This window comes from Mycolicibacterium frederiksbergense (genome assembly GCF_012223425.1).
In the GTDB taxonomy this organism is placed as follows: Bacteria; Actinomycetota; Actinomycetes; order Mycobacteriales; family Mycobacteriaceae; genus Mycobacterium; species Mycobacterium frederiksbergense.
The window spans coordinates 5,267,936-5,283,325 of the sequence record NZ_CP038799.1; the positions used below are offsets into that span (position 1 = coordinate 5,267,936).

The following is a 15,390-nucleotide window of genomic DNA, read 5'->3' on the forward strand; positions in this document are numbered from 1 at the left end:
CAGGATTCACGTTTGTAACCCCATTGACATGCAATTTCTGGTCTTGTGTTCTCTGAATGGCGGTGCAACTATCGTCCCTGCCGTCGTGGGACTCGCGGATGGGCGGCACCGATCGACGATGGAGCAAAGCGTGAGAACGACCGACGATCTGCGTGACGCAGAGCCCCGGCCCGTGTGGTGGGACGGCGCACACACCGGACCGCAGGCGCCGGCGCTGCGCGGGCGGGTCAACGCCGATCTCGTCGTCGTGGGTGGGGGATACACCGGTCTGTGGACGGCGATCGAAGCTCTCACCGCGGACCCGGGCCGCCGGGTCGTCGTGCTCGAACAGTCGTGGGTGGGCGCTGCCGCGTCGGGGCGCAACGGCGGCTTCGTCTCCGAGTCGCTCACGCACGGCATCGCCCATGGCCTGGCGAGGTGGCCGGACGAACTCGACGAGCTGCAGCGCCAGGGCCGCCAGAACGTCGAGCAGATCGCAGATGTCCTGCAGCGCAACCATATCGACGCCGATCTGCGCTTAGTCGGCAAGACCACGCTGGCCAGAACTCCGCACGAGGTCGAGGCGCTGCGCCTCGCCGTGCCGGGCTATGCTCGCCACGGCGAGGCCGTCGAGTTCCTCGACCGCGATCAGGTTCGTGCGGACATCCACTCGACCGCCTTCCACGGCGGACTGCGGATCCGGAGCGGCGGCCTGGTGGACCCGATGGCGCTGGTGCTCGGGTTACGCCGCCTTGCAGAGCAATTGGGTGCCGTCATCTTCGAACGATCCCCGGTGACCGGTATCACCAGGACTGGTGGCAACCTGACCGTGCGCAGCACGCACGGCGAGGTCGACACGTCCCACGTCGTGCTCGCCACCAACGCCTACCCGCCCCTGCTGCGACGGCTGAAGTCCTGGGTTCTCCCGGTCTACGACTACGTGCTGGCGACGGCACCGCTGACGACCGGTCAGCTGGACTCGATCGGCTGGTCGCAGAACCAGGGCCTCACCGACGCCGGCAACCAGTTCCACTACTTCCGCCGGACCCGCGACGACCGCATCGTGTGGGGTGGCTATGACGCGATCTACCACTACGGCGATGCCATCGGCCCCGAACTCGAACTGCGCGATCGATCACACCGACTGCTGGCGCAGCACTTTCGCGAGACGTTCCCACAGTTGGCTGATCTGCCGTTCACCCACCGTTGGGGTGGCGTCATCGACACCACCAGCAGGTTCACCCCGATCTTCGGGACAGCCTTCAACGGTCGCCTGGCTTACGCGGTCGGATTCACCGGCCTCGGTGTGGCATCGACGCGCTTCGGTGCGCGGGTGGCACTGGACCTGCTGAGCGGGCGGGAGACCGAACGCACCTGTCTTCGGGCCGTCACCGGCAGCGCTGTGCCGTTCCCGCCCGAGCCCTTGCGCTGGCCCGCCGTGGAGATGACACGCGCCGCCCTAGCCCGTGAGGACGAAACAGGCCGTAGGGGACTGCTTTTGCGCACCCTGGACCGCTTCGGTGTGGGATTCAACAGTTGACGAGGAGTGTGCGAGTGACCGCAGGACTATTCCATCGGGGCGAGCGGGTCGCCGGCTCCGGGGGCGCACGTACCCTGATCGACCCGGCGACGGGGGAGCCGACGACGACGATCTCCGAGGCCTCGGTCGGCGACGCCGCACGCGCCGTCGCCGCGGCCGCCGAAGCCTTCCCCGCCTGGTCCGGCCGGACCGCCGGCGAGCGGGCACGGGTACTACTGCGGTGGGCCGACCTGATCGACGCCCATGCCGCGGAACTGACCGCACTGGAGGTCGCCGAAACGGGTAAGCCGGAGGCGGTCTTTCGCGACGGCGAACTTCCCTTCGGCACCGACAATCTGCGGTTTTTCGCGGGAGCCGGCCGTTCCCTGGAGGAGACCGGTGCCGGCCTGCTGAGCGCGGGCTACACCTCGATGGTCGTCCGCCGGCCCGTGGGTCCCGTGGTGGGCATCGCCCCGTGGAACTTCCCGATGATCATGGGGCTGTGGAAGATCGGGCCCGCCCTGGCTGCGGGCAACACGATCGTCATCAAGCCGGCGCCCTCGACCCCGTCGAGCACGCTCTACATCGCCGAACTGGCGATCGAGGCGGGTGTACCACCGGGAGTACTGGAAGTGGTGACCGGTGATCAGGCCGTCGGCGAGACATTGGTCGCCGATGAGCGTGTGCACCTCGTCTCCATCACCGGGTCGACACGTGCCGGACGCCAGGTGATGTCGACAGCAGCGGTGCGCGGTGCGCGGGTTCATCTCGAACTCGGCGGCAAGGCGCCGTGTCTGGTGTTCGAGGATGCTCACCTCGATGATGCGGCGCACGGTATCGCGATGGGCGCCACCTACAACTCGGGCCAGGACTGCACCGCGGCGACCCGCGTGTACGCACATGAGTCGATCATCGACGCACTCGTCGAACGTCTCACCGAGGCTTTCGGTGCGATCCGGGTCGGTGATCCGCACCAGTCGTCCACCGACATCGGTCCACTGATCAGTGTCGAGCACCGCGAGCGGGTGCACGGCTTCGTCCAACGTGCGGTGGCGGCGGGAGCCACGGTGCGCGCGGGCGGTGTGCTGCCGGAGGGCCCCGGTGCCTACTATCCGCCGACGCTGATCACCGGAGTGCCACAGACCGCCGAAATCGTGCAGGACGAGGTCTTCGGACCGGTGCTGGTGGTGCTGCCGTTCGGCGATGAGGCGGAAGCTCTTCGGCTGGCCAACGACTGTCGGTACGGACTGGCGTCCTCGGTGTGGACCACCGATGTGGCGCGCGCACTTCGCACCGCGCACGCGATCGAGGCCGGTGTGACGTGGGTCAACGACCACCTGCCCATCGCGTCCGAGGCGCCGCACGGCGGTGTCAAGGCAAGCGGTTTCGGCAAGGACATGAGCCAGGCCGCTGTCGCCGAATACACCGTCGCCCGGCACATCATGGTCAAACACGCGCCGAGGGCGGCGCATGCCTCCTTCCGGCCGTCCTGAATCACGTTCATGCCGAACCGATCTGATACCCAATTCCCAAACGGAGGTACCCCCATGACATCCAACAGTCAGTCAGCAGAACTACATTCGGTGGACGAGGTGCTCCCCCGGAAGATGCGGTGGTTCGACGGCTTCGCGATGGCGATGACGATGCCCGCCGCGCTGGTCGCCACCCTGGGCGCCTCGATCGCCGGGCTCGGCGGCTGGGGTGCCGCGGTGCTGTGGGCCATCTCGATGGCCATATCGCTGGCCGTCAACTGGATCTATATCGAGTTGGCGGCGATGTTCCCCAATGCCTCGGGCGGCATCTCGGGCTACGCGGCCGAAGCGTGGAAGCGACGCGTGCCCTGGTTCGCGCCGCTGGCCGGGGTCGGGTATTGGCTGCCGTGGGGATCCAACCTGGCGACCTACGGTTCGTTCACCGGTCTGCTGGTGCAGTCCCAGTGGTTCCCCGACCAACAGTGGACCTTTGATCTGGGTCCACTGCACTTCAGCTTCCCGATTCTCATCGGGCTGATCGTCATCTTCGTGCTGTACGGCATCAATGTCATCGGCGTGCGGGTCACCATGGCGTTCGTCTATGTCACCGCCGCGATCCTGATGATCCCGCTTGCCGTGTTCATCTTCTTCCCGCTCTTCAACGCCGACTGGGCGCCGATGGACCTGACGTGGAACCTGCACGGCCTGGAGGGTCTACACACCGCGATCGTCTGGCTGTATGTGATGGCCTGGACGACGCTGGGCATCGAGGTCTGCGCGACCTTCGCTTCCGAGTATCGCGATCCGGTCCGGGACACCTCGCGGGCGATCCGTGCGTCGGCGCTGTTCTGCCTGGGGGTGTTCTTCCTCGTCCCGCTCACCCTCGGCGGTTTCGCCGGCGAGGAGGCGATCGCGGCGGACCCGTCCACCTTCTTCGTGGCGAGCTTCTCGCAGTTGACCGGCGCCGGTGCGGACGTCATGGTGTTGTGTCTCATCGCATCCCTGGTGTTGGTGATGCTGACATCTGTCGCCGATGCCTCGCGCGTCCTGTTCAACATGGGCAAGGAGGGCATCACCGTGCGCTCCATGGGCAAGCTCAATCGTCGCGGTGTTCCCATCCGCGCGCTGAACGTCATGCTGGTGCTCAACATCGTGCTGCTGGTGGTGCTCCAACAACCGCTGGCAATCATCGTCACCGGCAACCTTGGTTACATCCTGGCCCACGTGCTGGCCGTGGCCGGCTTCGCGCTGCTGCGCAAGGACCGGCCCACCGCGCCGCGTCCCATCCGGCTGCCGCGGGTCTTCGTGCCGGTCTCGGTGGGCCTTGCGATTCTGCTGACCGTGATGCTGGTCGTCGGAGCCACCGGGTTCTCGGTGACCGGGTACGGCGGCGTCCTCGAACTCGGCATCGCCCTGTCGATTCTGGCCGCGGGCGTGGTGCTCTGGTGGTTCGTTCAGCGCAGCGACCGACGCAACGAGGCGCAGGCGGACACGGCAGGCTGATCGGCGTCACTGACCGTAGGTGTAGCGCAGGTTCGCGTTGATGAGCTCGTTGAGGCGGTGCCGCAGATGGCCGACCAGACCGGCGTCGGGCTCGGGCTCGTCCAGGTACAGGGTCCACCGCAAGTCCGTTCCGCCGTCACTGGTGGCCGAGAGATCGAACCGCACGATGGCGTCGGGGCGCCGGGGCCACAGCGATGACCAGACCACCAGGCGTGCCTGATCGCTCTCGGTGACGGTCGGGGCGATCTCGTCGACCCTCAACTCGAGCCACGGACGCGCCGGTTGGCGATGCGGGTCGCACAGATCCTCGAACAACGCCCACGGGGGCGCGGGTTGGCTGCGTCGGCGGGAGCCGAATTCCTTCATCGTCGGCCGCCTACCGGGCCCGATCCAGCCAGCGCGCAATCCGCGGCTCGAACACCGCCAGCAGTATCGCTGAGACGAGCCACACCCCCGATAGTGCGACCGTGGTGTTCCACGCGTCCATCGAGAAGCCCTCGTCATCCTCGGTGTGGAAGAACGGCGTGATGATGCCGTATTCGATCGCCGGGGCGACCGCGATGCTGAACGCGAGACCCGTTGTGGCGCCGAAGGCTCCGCGCAGCAGATAGGAGCGCGGGCTCCCGTCGGTCGGCGCGGCGTGATGGTGGGCCAGCAGGATGAGCAACAGCATCAGGCCGATGACGACGGCCAGGACGTCCCAGTCCTCGCCGGCGAAGATGAAGGCGACGGCTCCGCCGACCGTGGCCAGGGCCAGCGCGCCGGGATCCACGCGGTGCTGGACGTGCAGTGTCGGCGGTGGGCCCTGGTCGTCGGCTGGCATGACCGAACTTTATTGCTGCGAGCCAGATAATCCGCTGCGAATCGCCGCTCGCGCAACGCGCAAAAGCAGGGAGCCTGCCGTTCGGGGGGTACGGCAGGCTCCCTGGGTTTTGTGGATCAAGCCCTCATCAGGCGACGGCTTGGGCTCCCAGCACACGCTGGATATCCGGCTTCATCATCTGGAGCTGCTGGCCCCAGTAGCCCCAGCTGTGGGTTCCGTTCGGCGGGAAGTTGAACACACCGTTGGTGCCACCGGCCGCGATGTACTTGTCGCGGAAGGCGACATTGGTGCGCAGCGTGAAGCCCTCCAGGAACTGGGCGGCCATCAGGTTGGCGGCGTTGCCGCCGGCGTCCAGGTCCGACGGGGTGCCGGTGCCGCAGTAGATCCAGACCCGGGTGTTGTTGGCCACCAGCTGGTTGATGTTGACCATCGGATCGTTGCGCTTCCAGGCCGGATCAGAGGACGGGCCCCACATGCTCTCGGCGTTGAAGCCACCGGCGTCGTTCATGGCCAGACCGATCAGCATCGGCCACCAGCCCTCGGACGGATTGAGGAAGCCCGACAGGGTTGCCGCATAGATGAACTGCTGCGGATGGTGGATCGCGTAGGTCAGCGCCGCACTGCCGGCCATCGAGATACCGACCGCCGCGTTACCGGTGCGCGACACGCCCTTGGCGGCTTCCAGGTAGGTGGGCAGCTCCTGGGTCAGGAACGTCTCCCACTTGTAGGTGTAGTTCTGCCCGTTGCCCTTCGAGGGCTGGTACCAGTCGGTGTAGAAGCTGGACTGACCGCCGACGGGCATGACCGTCGACAGACCGGATTCGTAGTAGTACTCGAATGCGGCGGTGTTGATGTCCCAGCCGTTGTAGTCGTCCTGGGCGCGCAGACCGTCGAGCAGATAGACCGCGTGCGGTCCGCCGCCCTGGAACTGCACCCGGATGTTGCGGTTCATGGACTGCGAGAACACGTCCAGATACTCCACGGGCAGGCCCGGGCGCGAGAACGCTCCCGCTGTCGCCGAACCCCCGGCGAAGCCGATCAGCCCGGGCAGTACCAGGACTGAAGCGGCGACCACCGCCGCCCTGCGTAGCACTCCGCCTCGGATATTTCTGATGAACTTCATAACGGCAACCAACCCACCTTTCTTCACGTGTTAAGCAAGCGCCGCTGCTTTCTTCGTGAGGTAGTTGAACATGCGCCTCACCAGTCACACACGTAACAGCGCGGCGTGGTGTGGTCGCGGGTTGCTAACGATTGCGACTCGGGGTCGAGACCAGCTCCGACACCGGTGTTCAGTCGATCGCGGACAGTGCCTGTCGCACGGCGATCTGGCGTTCCTCGATGGCTCTGCCGAATTCCTGCAGCAGCACCGGTTTGCGGGCCACGAGCTTCTCCAGGTCCACACGTTCGATCTGCACCACGGTGACCTCGTCGAGTGCGTACGCGCCCGTCGTGACGGGCTCGCGGGTCAGCGTGGTCTGGCCGAGGAAGTCGCCCTCCTCGGCCGTGCGGACCGTGACGGTCATGCCGTCATCACGCACCGCCGTCAGTTTCACCCGCCCTTGCACGATGAACGTCATCCGAGTCGGCACCTGACCGGGCGACTGAATGGACTCCTCGGCGCCGTACCGGGCCAGCCGCACTCGGGACGTCAACTCGTCGAGTTCGGCGCCCTTCAGGCGCAGGCTGGACGCCACAACCGTCATGGCGTCGGCGACCCTTTCCGGCGTCGCGAAATCGTCGTCGGCTTCATCGAGGTGAAGCCCGGCCCGACGCGACGCGTACCAGATCCAGCGCAGGAACGTCGCCCTGGCGGCGACGTCGTCGGTGGGGGAGCGCAGCGGGATGGTGGCCTGGTAGTCCAGCCCGCCGCTGTACGCGGCGGTGGCCTTCGCACCGGCACGGAGGTGCGGCAACGCGTTGGCCGCCCGGGACAGCAAGGCACACACAACATCCGGCGAATCTTCGACACCGAACACGCAACGCACCGTGATCGAGTGCTGACCGGCCGGCCGGCTCAGATTGGTGAACGACGCACCGGCGAGCACCGAGTTGGGGATGATCTGCATGCCGCTGCGGGTGTCGATATGCGTTGCGCGCCAATTCACCTCGATGACACGCCCACGTGCGCTCGGTGTGTCGAGCCAGTCACCCAGACGGAACGGCTGCTCGAACAGCAGCAGAAGACCTGACACGATCTGGCCCACCGAATTCTGCAGCGCCAGACCCAATACGATCGAGGTGATGCCCAGGGCGGTGAACAGACCGCCGACGTTGGCGCCCCACACATAGGAGAAGATCAACGCCAGCCCGACGGCGATCACCGCGAAGCGGGCCACGTCCAGAAAGATCGACGGCATGCGTTTGCGCCAGCTGTCGTCGGGAGCGCCCTGGAACAGGGTGGCGTTCAGCCCCGACAACAACAGGATGAGAACGACGAATCCGAACGCTGTGGCAATGATCCGCACCGGCGTGGCATCCGCGGACACCTCATTGGCTTTGGTCAGCAGCAGCAGCAGTGCGCCAAGCGGCAGGATGTAGTTGCGCAGCAGTCCGACTGCGCGAGCCAGCGTGTTGCCCCTGCGCACCAGCGCGTTGCGCAGTTCGGTCAGTAGCACGATCGTCAGGGGCAGACCGATGGAGATGCCCACCGCCCAGGCGAACCACGGTGCGCCGGTGATGTCGTTCACGGCTGGGTCTCGGTGAGCCGCCACACCGGCTCGGCCCCGTCTGCGCCCACGATCTCCCCGGTCTGGACGAACCGGTGTTCCTCACCCAGCGAGTCGTACACCCGGGCCGTGACATAGATGCCGCCCTGGTCCGAGCCGGTCTGTACCCTGTTGGCAAGATCGACCGTGGCGCCCCACATGTCGTAGGCCAGGGTCGAGCGCCCCACCAGTCCGCTCGTGACGGTGCCGGTGTCGATACCGGCCCGGAGCGTGAGCGCGCTGCCGGTCTCGCCGTTGAAGCGGTTGACGATCAGCTGCATCTCCATCGCGAAATCCACTGTGCGCCGTACATTGTCTAGGCGAGGCACGTTCAGTCCGCAGCTGGCCAGATATCCGTTGTGCAGAGTGCGGATATGTTCCACCCCGAGGCTGTCGGCCGCGGCGTCGAACTGGCGGACCAGCCTGTTGACGATGGCCAGCGAATCCTCCGAGCTCAGATTCGCCGAGAGTTCCTCCAGGCCGACGATATCGGCGAAGATGACCGACACGTCCTGATGATCCTGCGAGATGGTTTCCTCACCGTCGCGGTAGCGCGCCACCGCCGTCTCCGGCATCAGCGACAGCATGAGTCTGTCGTTCTCACTGCGTTGCTCGTTGAGCAGATCTTCCTTGATGGCCAGGTTGCGACTCATATCGTTGAAAGCCACTGTGAGGTCGCCGAATTCATCCCTGGATAGCACCGGAACCGTGACGCCGTAGTCCCCGGAGCTGATTCGTCTGGCGCCGGCTTCAAGCCGGCGGATGGGTCGCACGAAGAACCGCGCCAGCAGCATGGCCGCGATCGACACCACGAAGATGATCGCTGCGGTGGACAGCACCAGGGTGCGGGTAAATGCCGACACCGGCGCGAAGGCCTCTGCGGTATCGATCTCGGCGATCACTCCCCAGTGCAGACCCTCGATCTCCACCGGTCCGTACGCCTGCAACGACTGCTGCCCGAGGTAGTCGTCGGTGACGACCGTGCCGCGTTCACCGCGCAGGGCGCGCTCGGCGGACGGACCGTCGACCGGCTGCACCAAGGTGGTGCCGTTCTGCCGAAGCGAGTCCTCCGCGATCTCCGGGGGCGTCCCGGCCTCGATGACGGCGCGTTTGAACGCTTCGGGATCCTCCACGAACAACCGTGAGTCCGAGCGCATCAGACCGTCCGGCCCGACGATGTACGTTTCGCCGGTCCGGCCCATCCCGGACGCCTCCCACTGCTTGTCCACCGTCATCAACCGGTTGATCTTCGAGATGGGAAACTGCATGGCCAGCACGCCCGTGGCGCGGCCCGCGCCCCCGACCGGAGAGACCAGCCATGCCGTGGGAGCGGGTGCCGGCTGGTATTGACCGAAATCGGTGACCGCCACGTAGTCCACCGTGTTGGACTGCATGGCCTTGATATAGGCCTCGGTGAGGTTGCCGCCCTTGTAAGGACCGTTGAGGATGTTGCTGCCGAGTTCGACACCCTTGTTCGCGGTGTAGACGATATTGCCGCGGGTGTCGATGAGCAGCGCGTCCTCGTATTTGAAGCGGGTGACGATTTCACGGAAGAAGTCGTTGTATTTGGCGTTCGCCGCCGACCATGCGCTGCGGTCACCGGCGTCGTCGAACAGAATGGACTGCTCGTCTTCGGTGAACGGCGTCGTGTACATGGCCTGCAGGTAACGCTGAGCATTGCCGTAGGGCAGCAGCGCGGCCACATCGATCTGGTTGCCGGTCTGTTCCCTTTCCTCCCTGGCGAACGGCCCGGTGTAATAGTCGGTGAGGCGCTGTTGCTGTTGCGGCGTGATGGTGGCGTTGGCCAGCTCGTCGAAGCCGGCGGTGAAATCCTGTAGCGCCTGGGTCGCCGTCGCGCCGCGGCTGTAGATCACCAACGAGTCCTTGAGATCCGCCACACCGATGCCCAGCGTCCGTGTCTGTGCCTCCCGGATCTCGGTCAGCCGGTCGAACACCGACGCCCGCAGCGACTCATGGCCGGACTGATATCCGATGAAGCCGACGATCACCGCCGACAGCACGCTCGTCGCGAGCAACATCAACAGCAATCTGGATTGGATACTGGCTCGGGAGAACAGGTGGCGCCGGCTCAGGTGTGGTGTCGACGCTGTCGCGTCGAGATCGGCGGGCGGCCCGGGCGCAATCATCGTCGGCATCAGTTCGGCAGCCTATCCCGGCGACGAGCGGTGTCGCGCCGCTTGGCCGATGCCGGCCGTCGGCACCGAAGATGCAGCTACCCTCGAAGCGGTGAGCGACGAACGCACCAGGGTGCTCATCATCGGTGGCGGATTCGGCGGGCTGTTCTGCGCCCGCAGGCTCGGCAGGCACGATGTCGACGTCACCCTGCTCGATCGGGGTGCCGGCCACATCTTCCAGCCGCTGCTCTACCAGTGCGCCACCGGAACCCTGAGCATCGGGCACATCAGTCGGTCGCTGCGTGAGGAGCTTGCGCGCCACCGCAATGTGACCACCTTGCTGGGTGAGGCGATCCGGCTGGATCCCGGCGCCCGGACCGTCACGGCGATGCGTCCCGACGAGACCACCTTCACCGTGGGTTACGACGTCCTGGTGGTCGCCGCGGGTATGAAACAGTCCTATTTCGGCAAGGAGCATTTCGCCGAATGGGCGCCGGGGATGAAGACCCTCGATGACGCCCTGTGTATCCGTCAGCGGCTGTTCACCGCGTTCGAGATCGCCGAGACGCTGCCGCCGGGACCCGAACGGGACAGCTGGCTGACGTTCGCCGTCGCCGGCGGCGGCCCGACCGGCGTGGAGATCGCCGGGCAGATCCGCGAGGTGGCCAGCCGTACGCTGGCCAACGAATTCCACAGCATCGCCCCCGAGGACGCCAGGGTGTTGTTGTTCGACGGCGGCGACCGGGTGCTCAAGAGTTTCGCTCCGGGTCTGTCCGACAAGGCCGCCCGCACACTGACGTCACTCGGGGTCGAATTGCACATGGGCGTGCACGTGACCGATGTCGGCCGCGACGGGGTGACCGTCACGCCGAAATCCGGTGGGGCGGCCGAACAGTACGCCGCGCGCACCGTGTTGTGGACCGCCGGTGTCGAGGCCGTGCCCTTTGCCCGGCAGGTCGCCGAGGTCCTCGGGGCGGACACCGACCGCGCCGGCCGGATCAGCGTCGAGGACGATCTTTCGGTGCCCGGGCATCCCGAGGTCTTCATCGTCGGGGACCTTGTCGGTCGCGACGACCTGCCGGGGGTCGCCGAGAACGCCATGCAGGGCGGGCTACACGTGGCCGCCTGCGTGCGCCGCGACCTCGACGGTAAACCGCGCCGGCGCTACCGCTACCGGGATCTGGGATCGGCGGCCTACATCAGCCGGGGCAACGCGCTGCTGCAGGTCGGGCCCGTCCGGGTGTCCGGTTTCGCCGGCTGGCTGGGCTGGGGCTTCATCCACATCGCGTTCCTCACCGGTCTGAGTAACCGGGTCAGCACCGTGTTCACCTGGATGGCCGCCATCGGTCGGGCCGATCGTCATCATCGGGCGTTCATGCTCGGTGGTGCCACCGCGGCCGAGCAGCACTACACGTGGTCCGAGTGTGACGAGACGCCAGGCTGATCCCGTCAGCCGACGTCGACGATCACCCAACCGTGCGCAGGCACCACGAGCTGCTGCACGCGTTCGGCGGGGGGAGCCCCGGAGCCGGCGACGACGTGCCCGGCCTCGGGTAACTGCGCCGACAGCGGCTGGTCGTCGATGTTGAGCGCCACCACCAGCGCCCGGTCGGCGGCGCTGGTGCGGTAGACGTAGCCGGTATTGGTCAGCTGCACCGCCTCGGTGGTCGCGGTGTGCAACCACGGATTCCGGCGCCGCAGGCCGATCAGATACTGGTGCAGCGACAGCGTGTCGTGCGGACCGGGCCGGGGGTGCCCGAACTCGGGGCGCACCGCGTCGTCACCGCCGACGCGTTCCTCCTTGACACCCTGGGCGGCCCATTCATCGCCGGCATAGATGCTCGGTGTTCCGCCGGTGGTGAGCAGCAGCACCAGGGCGTGCTCAAGGTGGCGGACATCGGTCAGCTGGCTGGCGATCCTGCTGACATCATGGTTGCCGATGAAGGTGAGCGGCACGAAGGTGTCCAGAAATTCGTTGTGCCGCTGCAGCGCCCAGTCGAGTTCGTGGAAGTTGGCGTCGTTGAGGCTGCTCCAGATCGCCTTCCACAGCTCATACTGGGTGATCGAATCCAGCGTGCCCGCGCGCAGCTGAGCCGGGTAGTCGCCGTGGATGACCTCGCCGACGAACCACGCCTCGGGGTGCCGCCGGCGCACCTCGGGTAGCACCGCGGCCCAGAAGGACGGGGCCACCGCATAGGCCGCGTCCAGGCGCCAGCCGTCGGCTCCGCGTCCGAGCCAGTGGTCCATGACCTCGATCACGTAGGCGATGACCTCGGGGTTGTCATGGTTCAGGGCGATCAGTTCACCGTGACCCTCGAAGGTGGCAAAACCGTTGCGGTTCTTGCGGAACCAGTCGTCGGGCCCATCGGCCAGCGCTTCGCGGTAGCGGCCGAAATCGGTGCCGACATGGTTGAACACGCCGTCCAGCAGCACCCGCAGTCCGCGCTGATGGCAGGCGCCGACCAACGCATCGAAGTCGGCGTCATCGCCGAGGCGCGGGTCGATGCGCAAGTGGTCGGTGGTGTCGTAGCCGTGGGTCCGGGACGCGAAGACCGGGCCCAGCGCGATACCGGAGGCGCCGAGTTCCACTGCGTGGTCCAGCCATTCGATGATGCGTCGCAGCCGGTGCTCGTCGGCAGTCGGTGGGTTCTCGGCAGGGAACGCTCCGACGAACCCCAGCGGGTAGATCTGCCACCAGATGACGTGTTGCACCCAGTCCGGATCGCTCATGGGCGGAACGTCGCTTCGTAGAGTGCGCGCATCTCGTCCTCCAGTTCCGGCGCCGGCCCGTCGCAGCGGATGCCGGGCGCGATGGTGGTGACGGGCAGTGCGGCGACCGGAGCGGGTGGGGTACCCCATTCGGTGCACCACCGGCTGAGCTGCTCCGAGGAGGTGGCATAGACGATGCGGCCGAGCCCGACCCAGGCGTGCGCGGCCGAGCACATGGGGCAGTGCTCACCGGAGGTGTAGACGACGGCGCCGGCTCGCTGCTGCGGGGTCAGGCGCTCGACGGCCCACCGTGCGATGGCGAACTCGGGATGCTGGGTGGCGTCGCCACCCTGGACACGGTTGTGATCTTCGAACAGCACCGTGCCCGACTCGTCGACCAGGATGGACCCGAAGGGTTCATCGCCACCCTGGTGCGCGGTGCGGGCAAGTCCTACACAGCGGCGCAGATACTGGAGGTCTTCGTCGCTGATCGGCACACCGGCAGTTTACGCGGGCATGCGCGCCATGCCCGGAGGCTCGGCGTCGGCGGTCGGGGCGGAGCCCCAGCACCACGCGGCGTAGGCCGCCGCGACGGCGATCGCCTCAAGGTCGTGATCGTCGCCGCCGGCCGAGCGAACCGGGTCCTCGACGGCCCCCCGGATCATCCGGACAAGGGCGAACAGGGGCTCTTCTGCATGGCGTTCGCACGTCATCGGGCGTCCTCTCCACAGCGGATGGCGGCACCTCATCCAGATGCGTGCGCGCCCCCCGTATCGCTTCTGGGGCCAACAGTAGCCCTCACCACCGCAAATGGTGGCATGACACATTGAGAGGCAACCAAATTCATTCAATCGCAACATTGGGTCGGCTCGTTCGTGACATCCGCCCTGCAGGCGCAGGACGCCAGCACCGGAACATCGGCCCGCGCCTGCGCCACCTCGAGCTCCGCGGCGACGGTGTCGGCCTCCTCGTCGCGGCCCAGCCGGCGCAGGCTCTCGTGGTATCCGTGCAGGCTCCAGACGTTTCCCGGGTGCTGGCATGACCGACGCAGCGTGTCGTCGAGCCCGAGGTCGGCGGCGTAGACGGCGGCGGCCTTCTCGACGAGCCCCTGTTCGAGCAGCAGGGCCCCGTAGGCGTGCCGGGTCGGCTGCATCCAGCCCCACGGTTCGTCGTAGGGCAGCCCGTCGTCCAGCGCGATGGCATGCCGCAGATGGTCGAAGGCTTCCTCGAATCGTCGCTCCCGATAAGCGATTTCGCCGTCGAGCATGGCCACCGCCACCGCCAGGATGTCGCGGCTGGTGTTGTTGAACAGGTAGCGGGAATCGGGAATGCGTGCGTAGCTCGCAGCAAGCGCCTGCCGTTCGGTATGCGCCTGGGGTAGCTGGCCTTTCGCCGCGTGCGCGACACCGCGGCCGTAGTGAATGGTGGCGGTGGTGGTGCAGTAGAGGTCCGGGTCCGCGGGCAGGGGGAGGGCGATCAACTCGTCCCACCGGCCGAACCGCACCAGCACGTGCACCCGCAGCCCCGCGAACGCTTCCAGCCAGTCCGCCATCGGTGGCGATTCGATGGCCAGCAGCTCGGGTGTCAGCTGGCCGGCGAGTTCGGCGGCGGCGTCCTCGGCAACCTGGAATCTGCCTTCGAACATGGCCGAATAGACCACGAAATGCAGGTCGTGCGCGCGGTAGAGAGAGTAGAAGTTCAGCGGACCGGACCGCGCGACGAACTTTCGGTCCGCGGACACCGCGGCGTGGTTGGCGATCACCGACGCCCCGTAGTCGCCGCAGAGCACATCGATGTGGCTCGGCATGTGTTGCAGGTGTCCGGCGTCGGGCACCAGGCCGCGCAACAGATCGGCTGCGGGCCGCGCATCCTCCGGGTGCGCCGACATCTCCATGGCGTGGATATAGAGGTGCAGCACGCCGGGGTGGGTGCGCCCGGCCGGGGTGGCGAGGGCGGCCTCGAGAATGGCCTTGGCCTCGACCACTCTGGACCCTTCGGCGGGTTCCCCGGTGACGCTGTCCCACAACGCCCATGCGGTGACGTTCAGCAGCGCATCGGCGGCCAGTACCTGGACGTCGACATCATCGGGATGGCGCTGCGCCACCGCCGACATGGCCTCGGCGTAGGCCAGGTGGCCCTCGGTGAGCGCGGCCTCGTCGGTCGGGTCGTCGGTGCGGAAACGCATCGCTAACGCGTCGATGAGCGCGCGCTCGGTCGCCGATGCCCGGCCGCCGCCGGTGGCGGCCAGTTCCGCTCGGGCCCGGGCCAGCGCACCGGCGAGTTCGACCGGATCGAACGCCTCCCACGCCTTGTTGTAGTTCGGTCCGACGGCGTAGGCGATACCCCACCGGGCGATCGCCAGATCGGGGTCCAGTTCCAGCGCCCGCTCGAAACAGTGCACGGCTTCTTCGTGATTGAACGCGTAGGCCCACACCAGTCCGCGGTCGAACCACACCTGAGCCTGCGGAGCGGAGGTCTCGATCGGCCGGTGATAGGACCCCAGATCGTAGTACGGCTCGCTCATGGCGAGAACGATAGTTCG

At 66.9% G+C, this 15,390-nt stretch carries 13 protein-coding genes; 4 read left to right on the plus strand and 9 right to left on the minus strand.

Features of this window, described 5'->3' with window-relative positions; translation table 11 throughout:
- Window positions 1-130 precede the first annotated feature (130 nt).
- The 3 genes from EXE63_RS28445 to EXE63_RS28455 are packed head-to-tail and all read left to right on the plus strand — an operon-like array spanning window position 131 to window position 4,473.
- Window positions 131-1,519 (plus strand): NAD(P)/FAD-dependent oxidoreductase, encoded by a 1,389-nt coding sequence (locus tag EXE63_RS28445; protein ID WP_234904299.1) that lies wholly within the window; start codon window positions 131-133, stop codon window positions 1,517-1,519.
- Between the two features lie 14 nt (window positions 1,520-1,533).
- The gene (locus EXE63_RS28450) at window positions 1,534-2,991 is read left to right on the plus strand and encodes an aminobutyraldehyde dehydrogenase (RefSeq protein WP_168144712.1); all 1,458 of its coding nucleotides are present in this window, start codon (window positions 1,534-1,536) and stop codon (window positions 2,989-2,991) included.
- A 54-nt stretch (window positions 2,992-3,045) separates the two neighbouring features.
- Complete coding sequence (locus tag EXE63_RS28455; RefSeq protein WP_168144713.1) at window positions 3,046-4,473, plus strand: APC family permease; 1,428 nt, start codon at window positions 3,046-3,048, stop codon at window positions 4,471-4,473.
- Window positions 4,474-4,479: 6 nt separating this feature from the next.
- On the opposite strand, the gene EXE63_RS28460 is transcribed toward EXE63_RS28455, so the two are convergent.
- The 5 genes from EXE63_RS28460 to EXE63_RS28480 all read right to left on the minus strand — a co-directional run bounded on the left by EXE63_RS28460 (window position 4,480) and on the right by EXE63_RS28480 (window position 10,151).
- Entirely contained in the window at window positions 4,480-4,839 is a 360-nt protein-coding gene (locus tag EXE63_RS28460; RefSeq protein WP_168144714.1) for a hypothetical protein, read from the minus strand.
- 10 nt (window positions 4,840-4,849) lie between these two features.
- Window positions 4,850-5,296: a hypothetical protein gene (locus EXE63_RS28465; protein WP_168144715.1), complete on the minus strand. Its 447-nt coding sequence runs from the start codon at window positions 5,294-5,296 to the stop codon at window positions 4,850-4,852.
- 127 nt (window positions 5,297-5,423) lie between these two features.
- Entirely contained in the window at window positions 5,424-6,419 is a 996-nt protein-coding gene (locus tag EXE63_RS28470) for an esterase family protein (protein WP_105362681.1), read from the minus strand.
- A gap of 169 nt (window positions 6,420-6,588) precedes the next feature.
- Window positions 6,589-7,986 carry a mechanosensitive ion channel domain-containing protein gene (locus EXE63_RS28475; RefSeq protein WP_168144716.1) on the minus strand — a complete coding sequence of 466 codons (1,398 nt, stop codon included), beginning with the start codon at window positions 7,984-7,986 and terminating at the stop codon, window positions 6,589-6,591.
- A complete protein-coding gene (locus EXE63_RS28480; RefSeq protein ID WP_210000920.1) occupies window positions 7,983-10,151 on the minus strand; it encodes an adenylate/guanylate cyclase domain-containing protein in 2,169 nt (722 codons plus the stop codon). Before EXE63_RS28480 ends, EXE63_RS28475 begins: the two co-directional genes overlap by 4 nt.
- Before the next feature lie 100 nt (window positions 10,152-10,251).
- Between EXE63_RS28480 and EXE63_RS28485 the strand changes: the two genes are divergently transcribed.
- Window positions 10,252-11,583 (plus strand): NAD(P)/FAD-dependent oxidoreductase, encoded by a 1,332-nt coding sequence (locus tag EXE63_RS28485; protein ID WP_234904300.1) that lies wholly within the window; start codon window positions 10,252-10,254, stop codon window positions 11,581-11,583.
- A gap of 5 nt (window positions 11,584-11,588) precedes the next feature.
- Here the strand turns inward: EXE63_RS28485 and EXE63_RS28490 are convergent, their stop codons facing one another.
- The 4 genes from EXE63_RS28490 to EXE63_RS28505 form a co-directional block, all read right to left on the minus strand.
- Window positions 11,589-12,869 (minus strand): alpha-amylase family protein, encoded by a 1,281-nt coding sequence (locus EXE63_RS28490; RefSeq protein WP_168144718.1) that lies wholly within the window; start codon window positions 12,867-12,869, stop codon window positions 11,589-11,591.
- Complete coding sequence (locus tag EXE63_RS28495; protein ID WP_168144719.1) at window positions 12,866-13,345, minus strand: nucleoside deaminase; 480 nt, start codon at window positions 13,343-13,345, stop codon at window positions 12,866-12,868. Before EXE63_RS28495 ends, EXE63_RS28490 begins: the two co-directional genes overlap by 4 nt.
- A gap of 9 nt (window positions 13,346-13,354) precedes the next feature.
- The gene (locus tag EXE63_RS28500; protein ID WP_105363343.1) at window positions 13,355-13,561 is read right to left on the minus strand and encodes a hypothetical protein; all 207 of its coding nucleotides are present in this window, start codon (window positions 13,559-13,561) and stop codon (window positions 13,355-13,357) included.
- A 134-nt stretch (window positions 13,562-13,695) separates the two neighbouring features.
- Window positions 13,696-15,372 carry a tetratricopeptide repeat protein gene (locus EXE63_RS28505; RefSeq protein ID WP_168144720.1) on the minus strand — a complete coding sequence of 559 codons (1,677 nt, stop codon included), beginning with the start codon at window positions 15,370-15,372 and terminating at the stop codon, window positions 13,696-13,698.
- Between the last annotated feature and the right edge of the window lie 18 nt (window positions 15,373-15,390).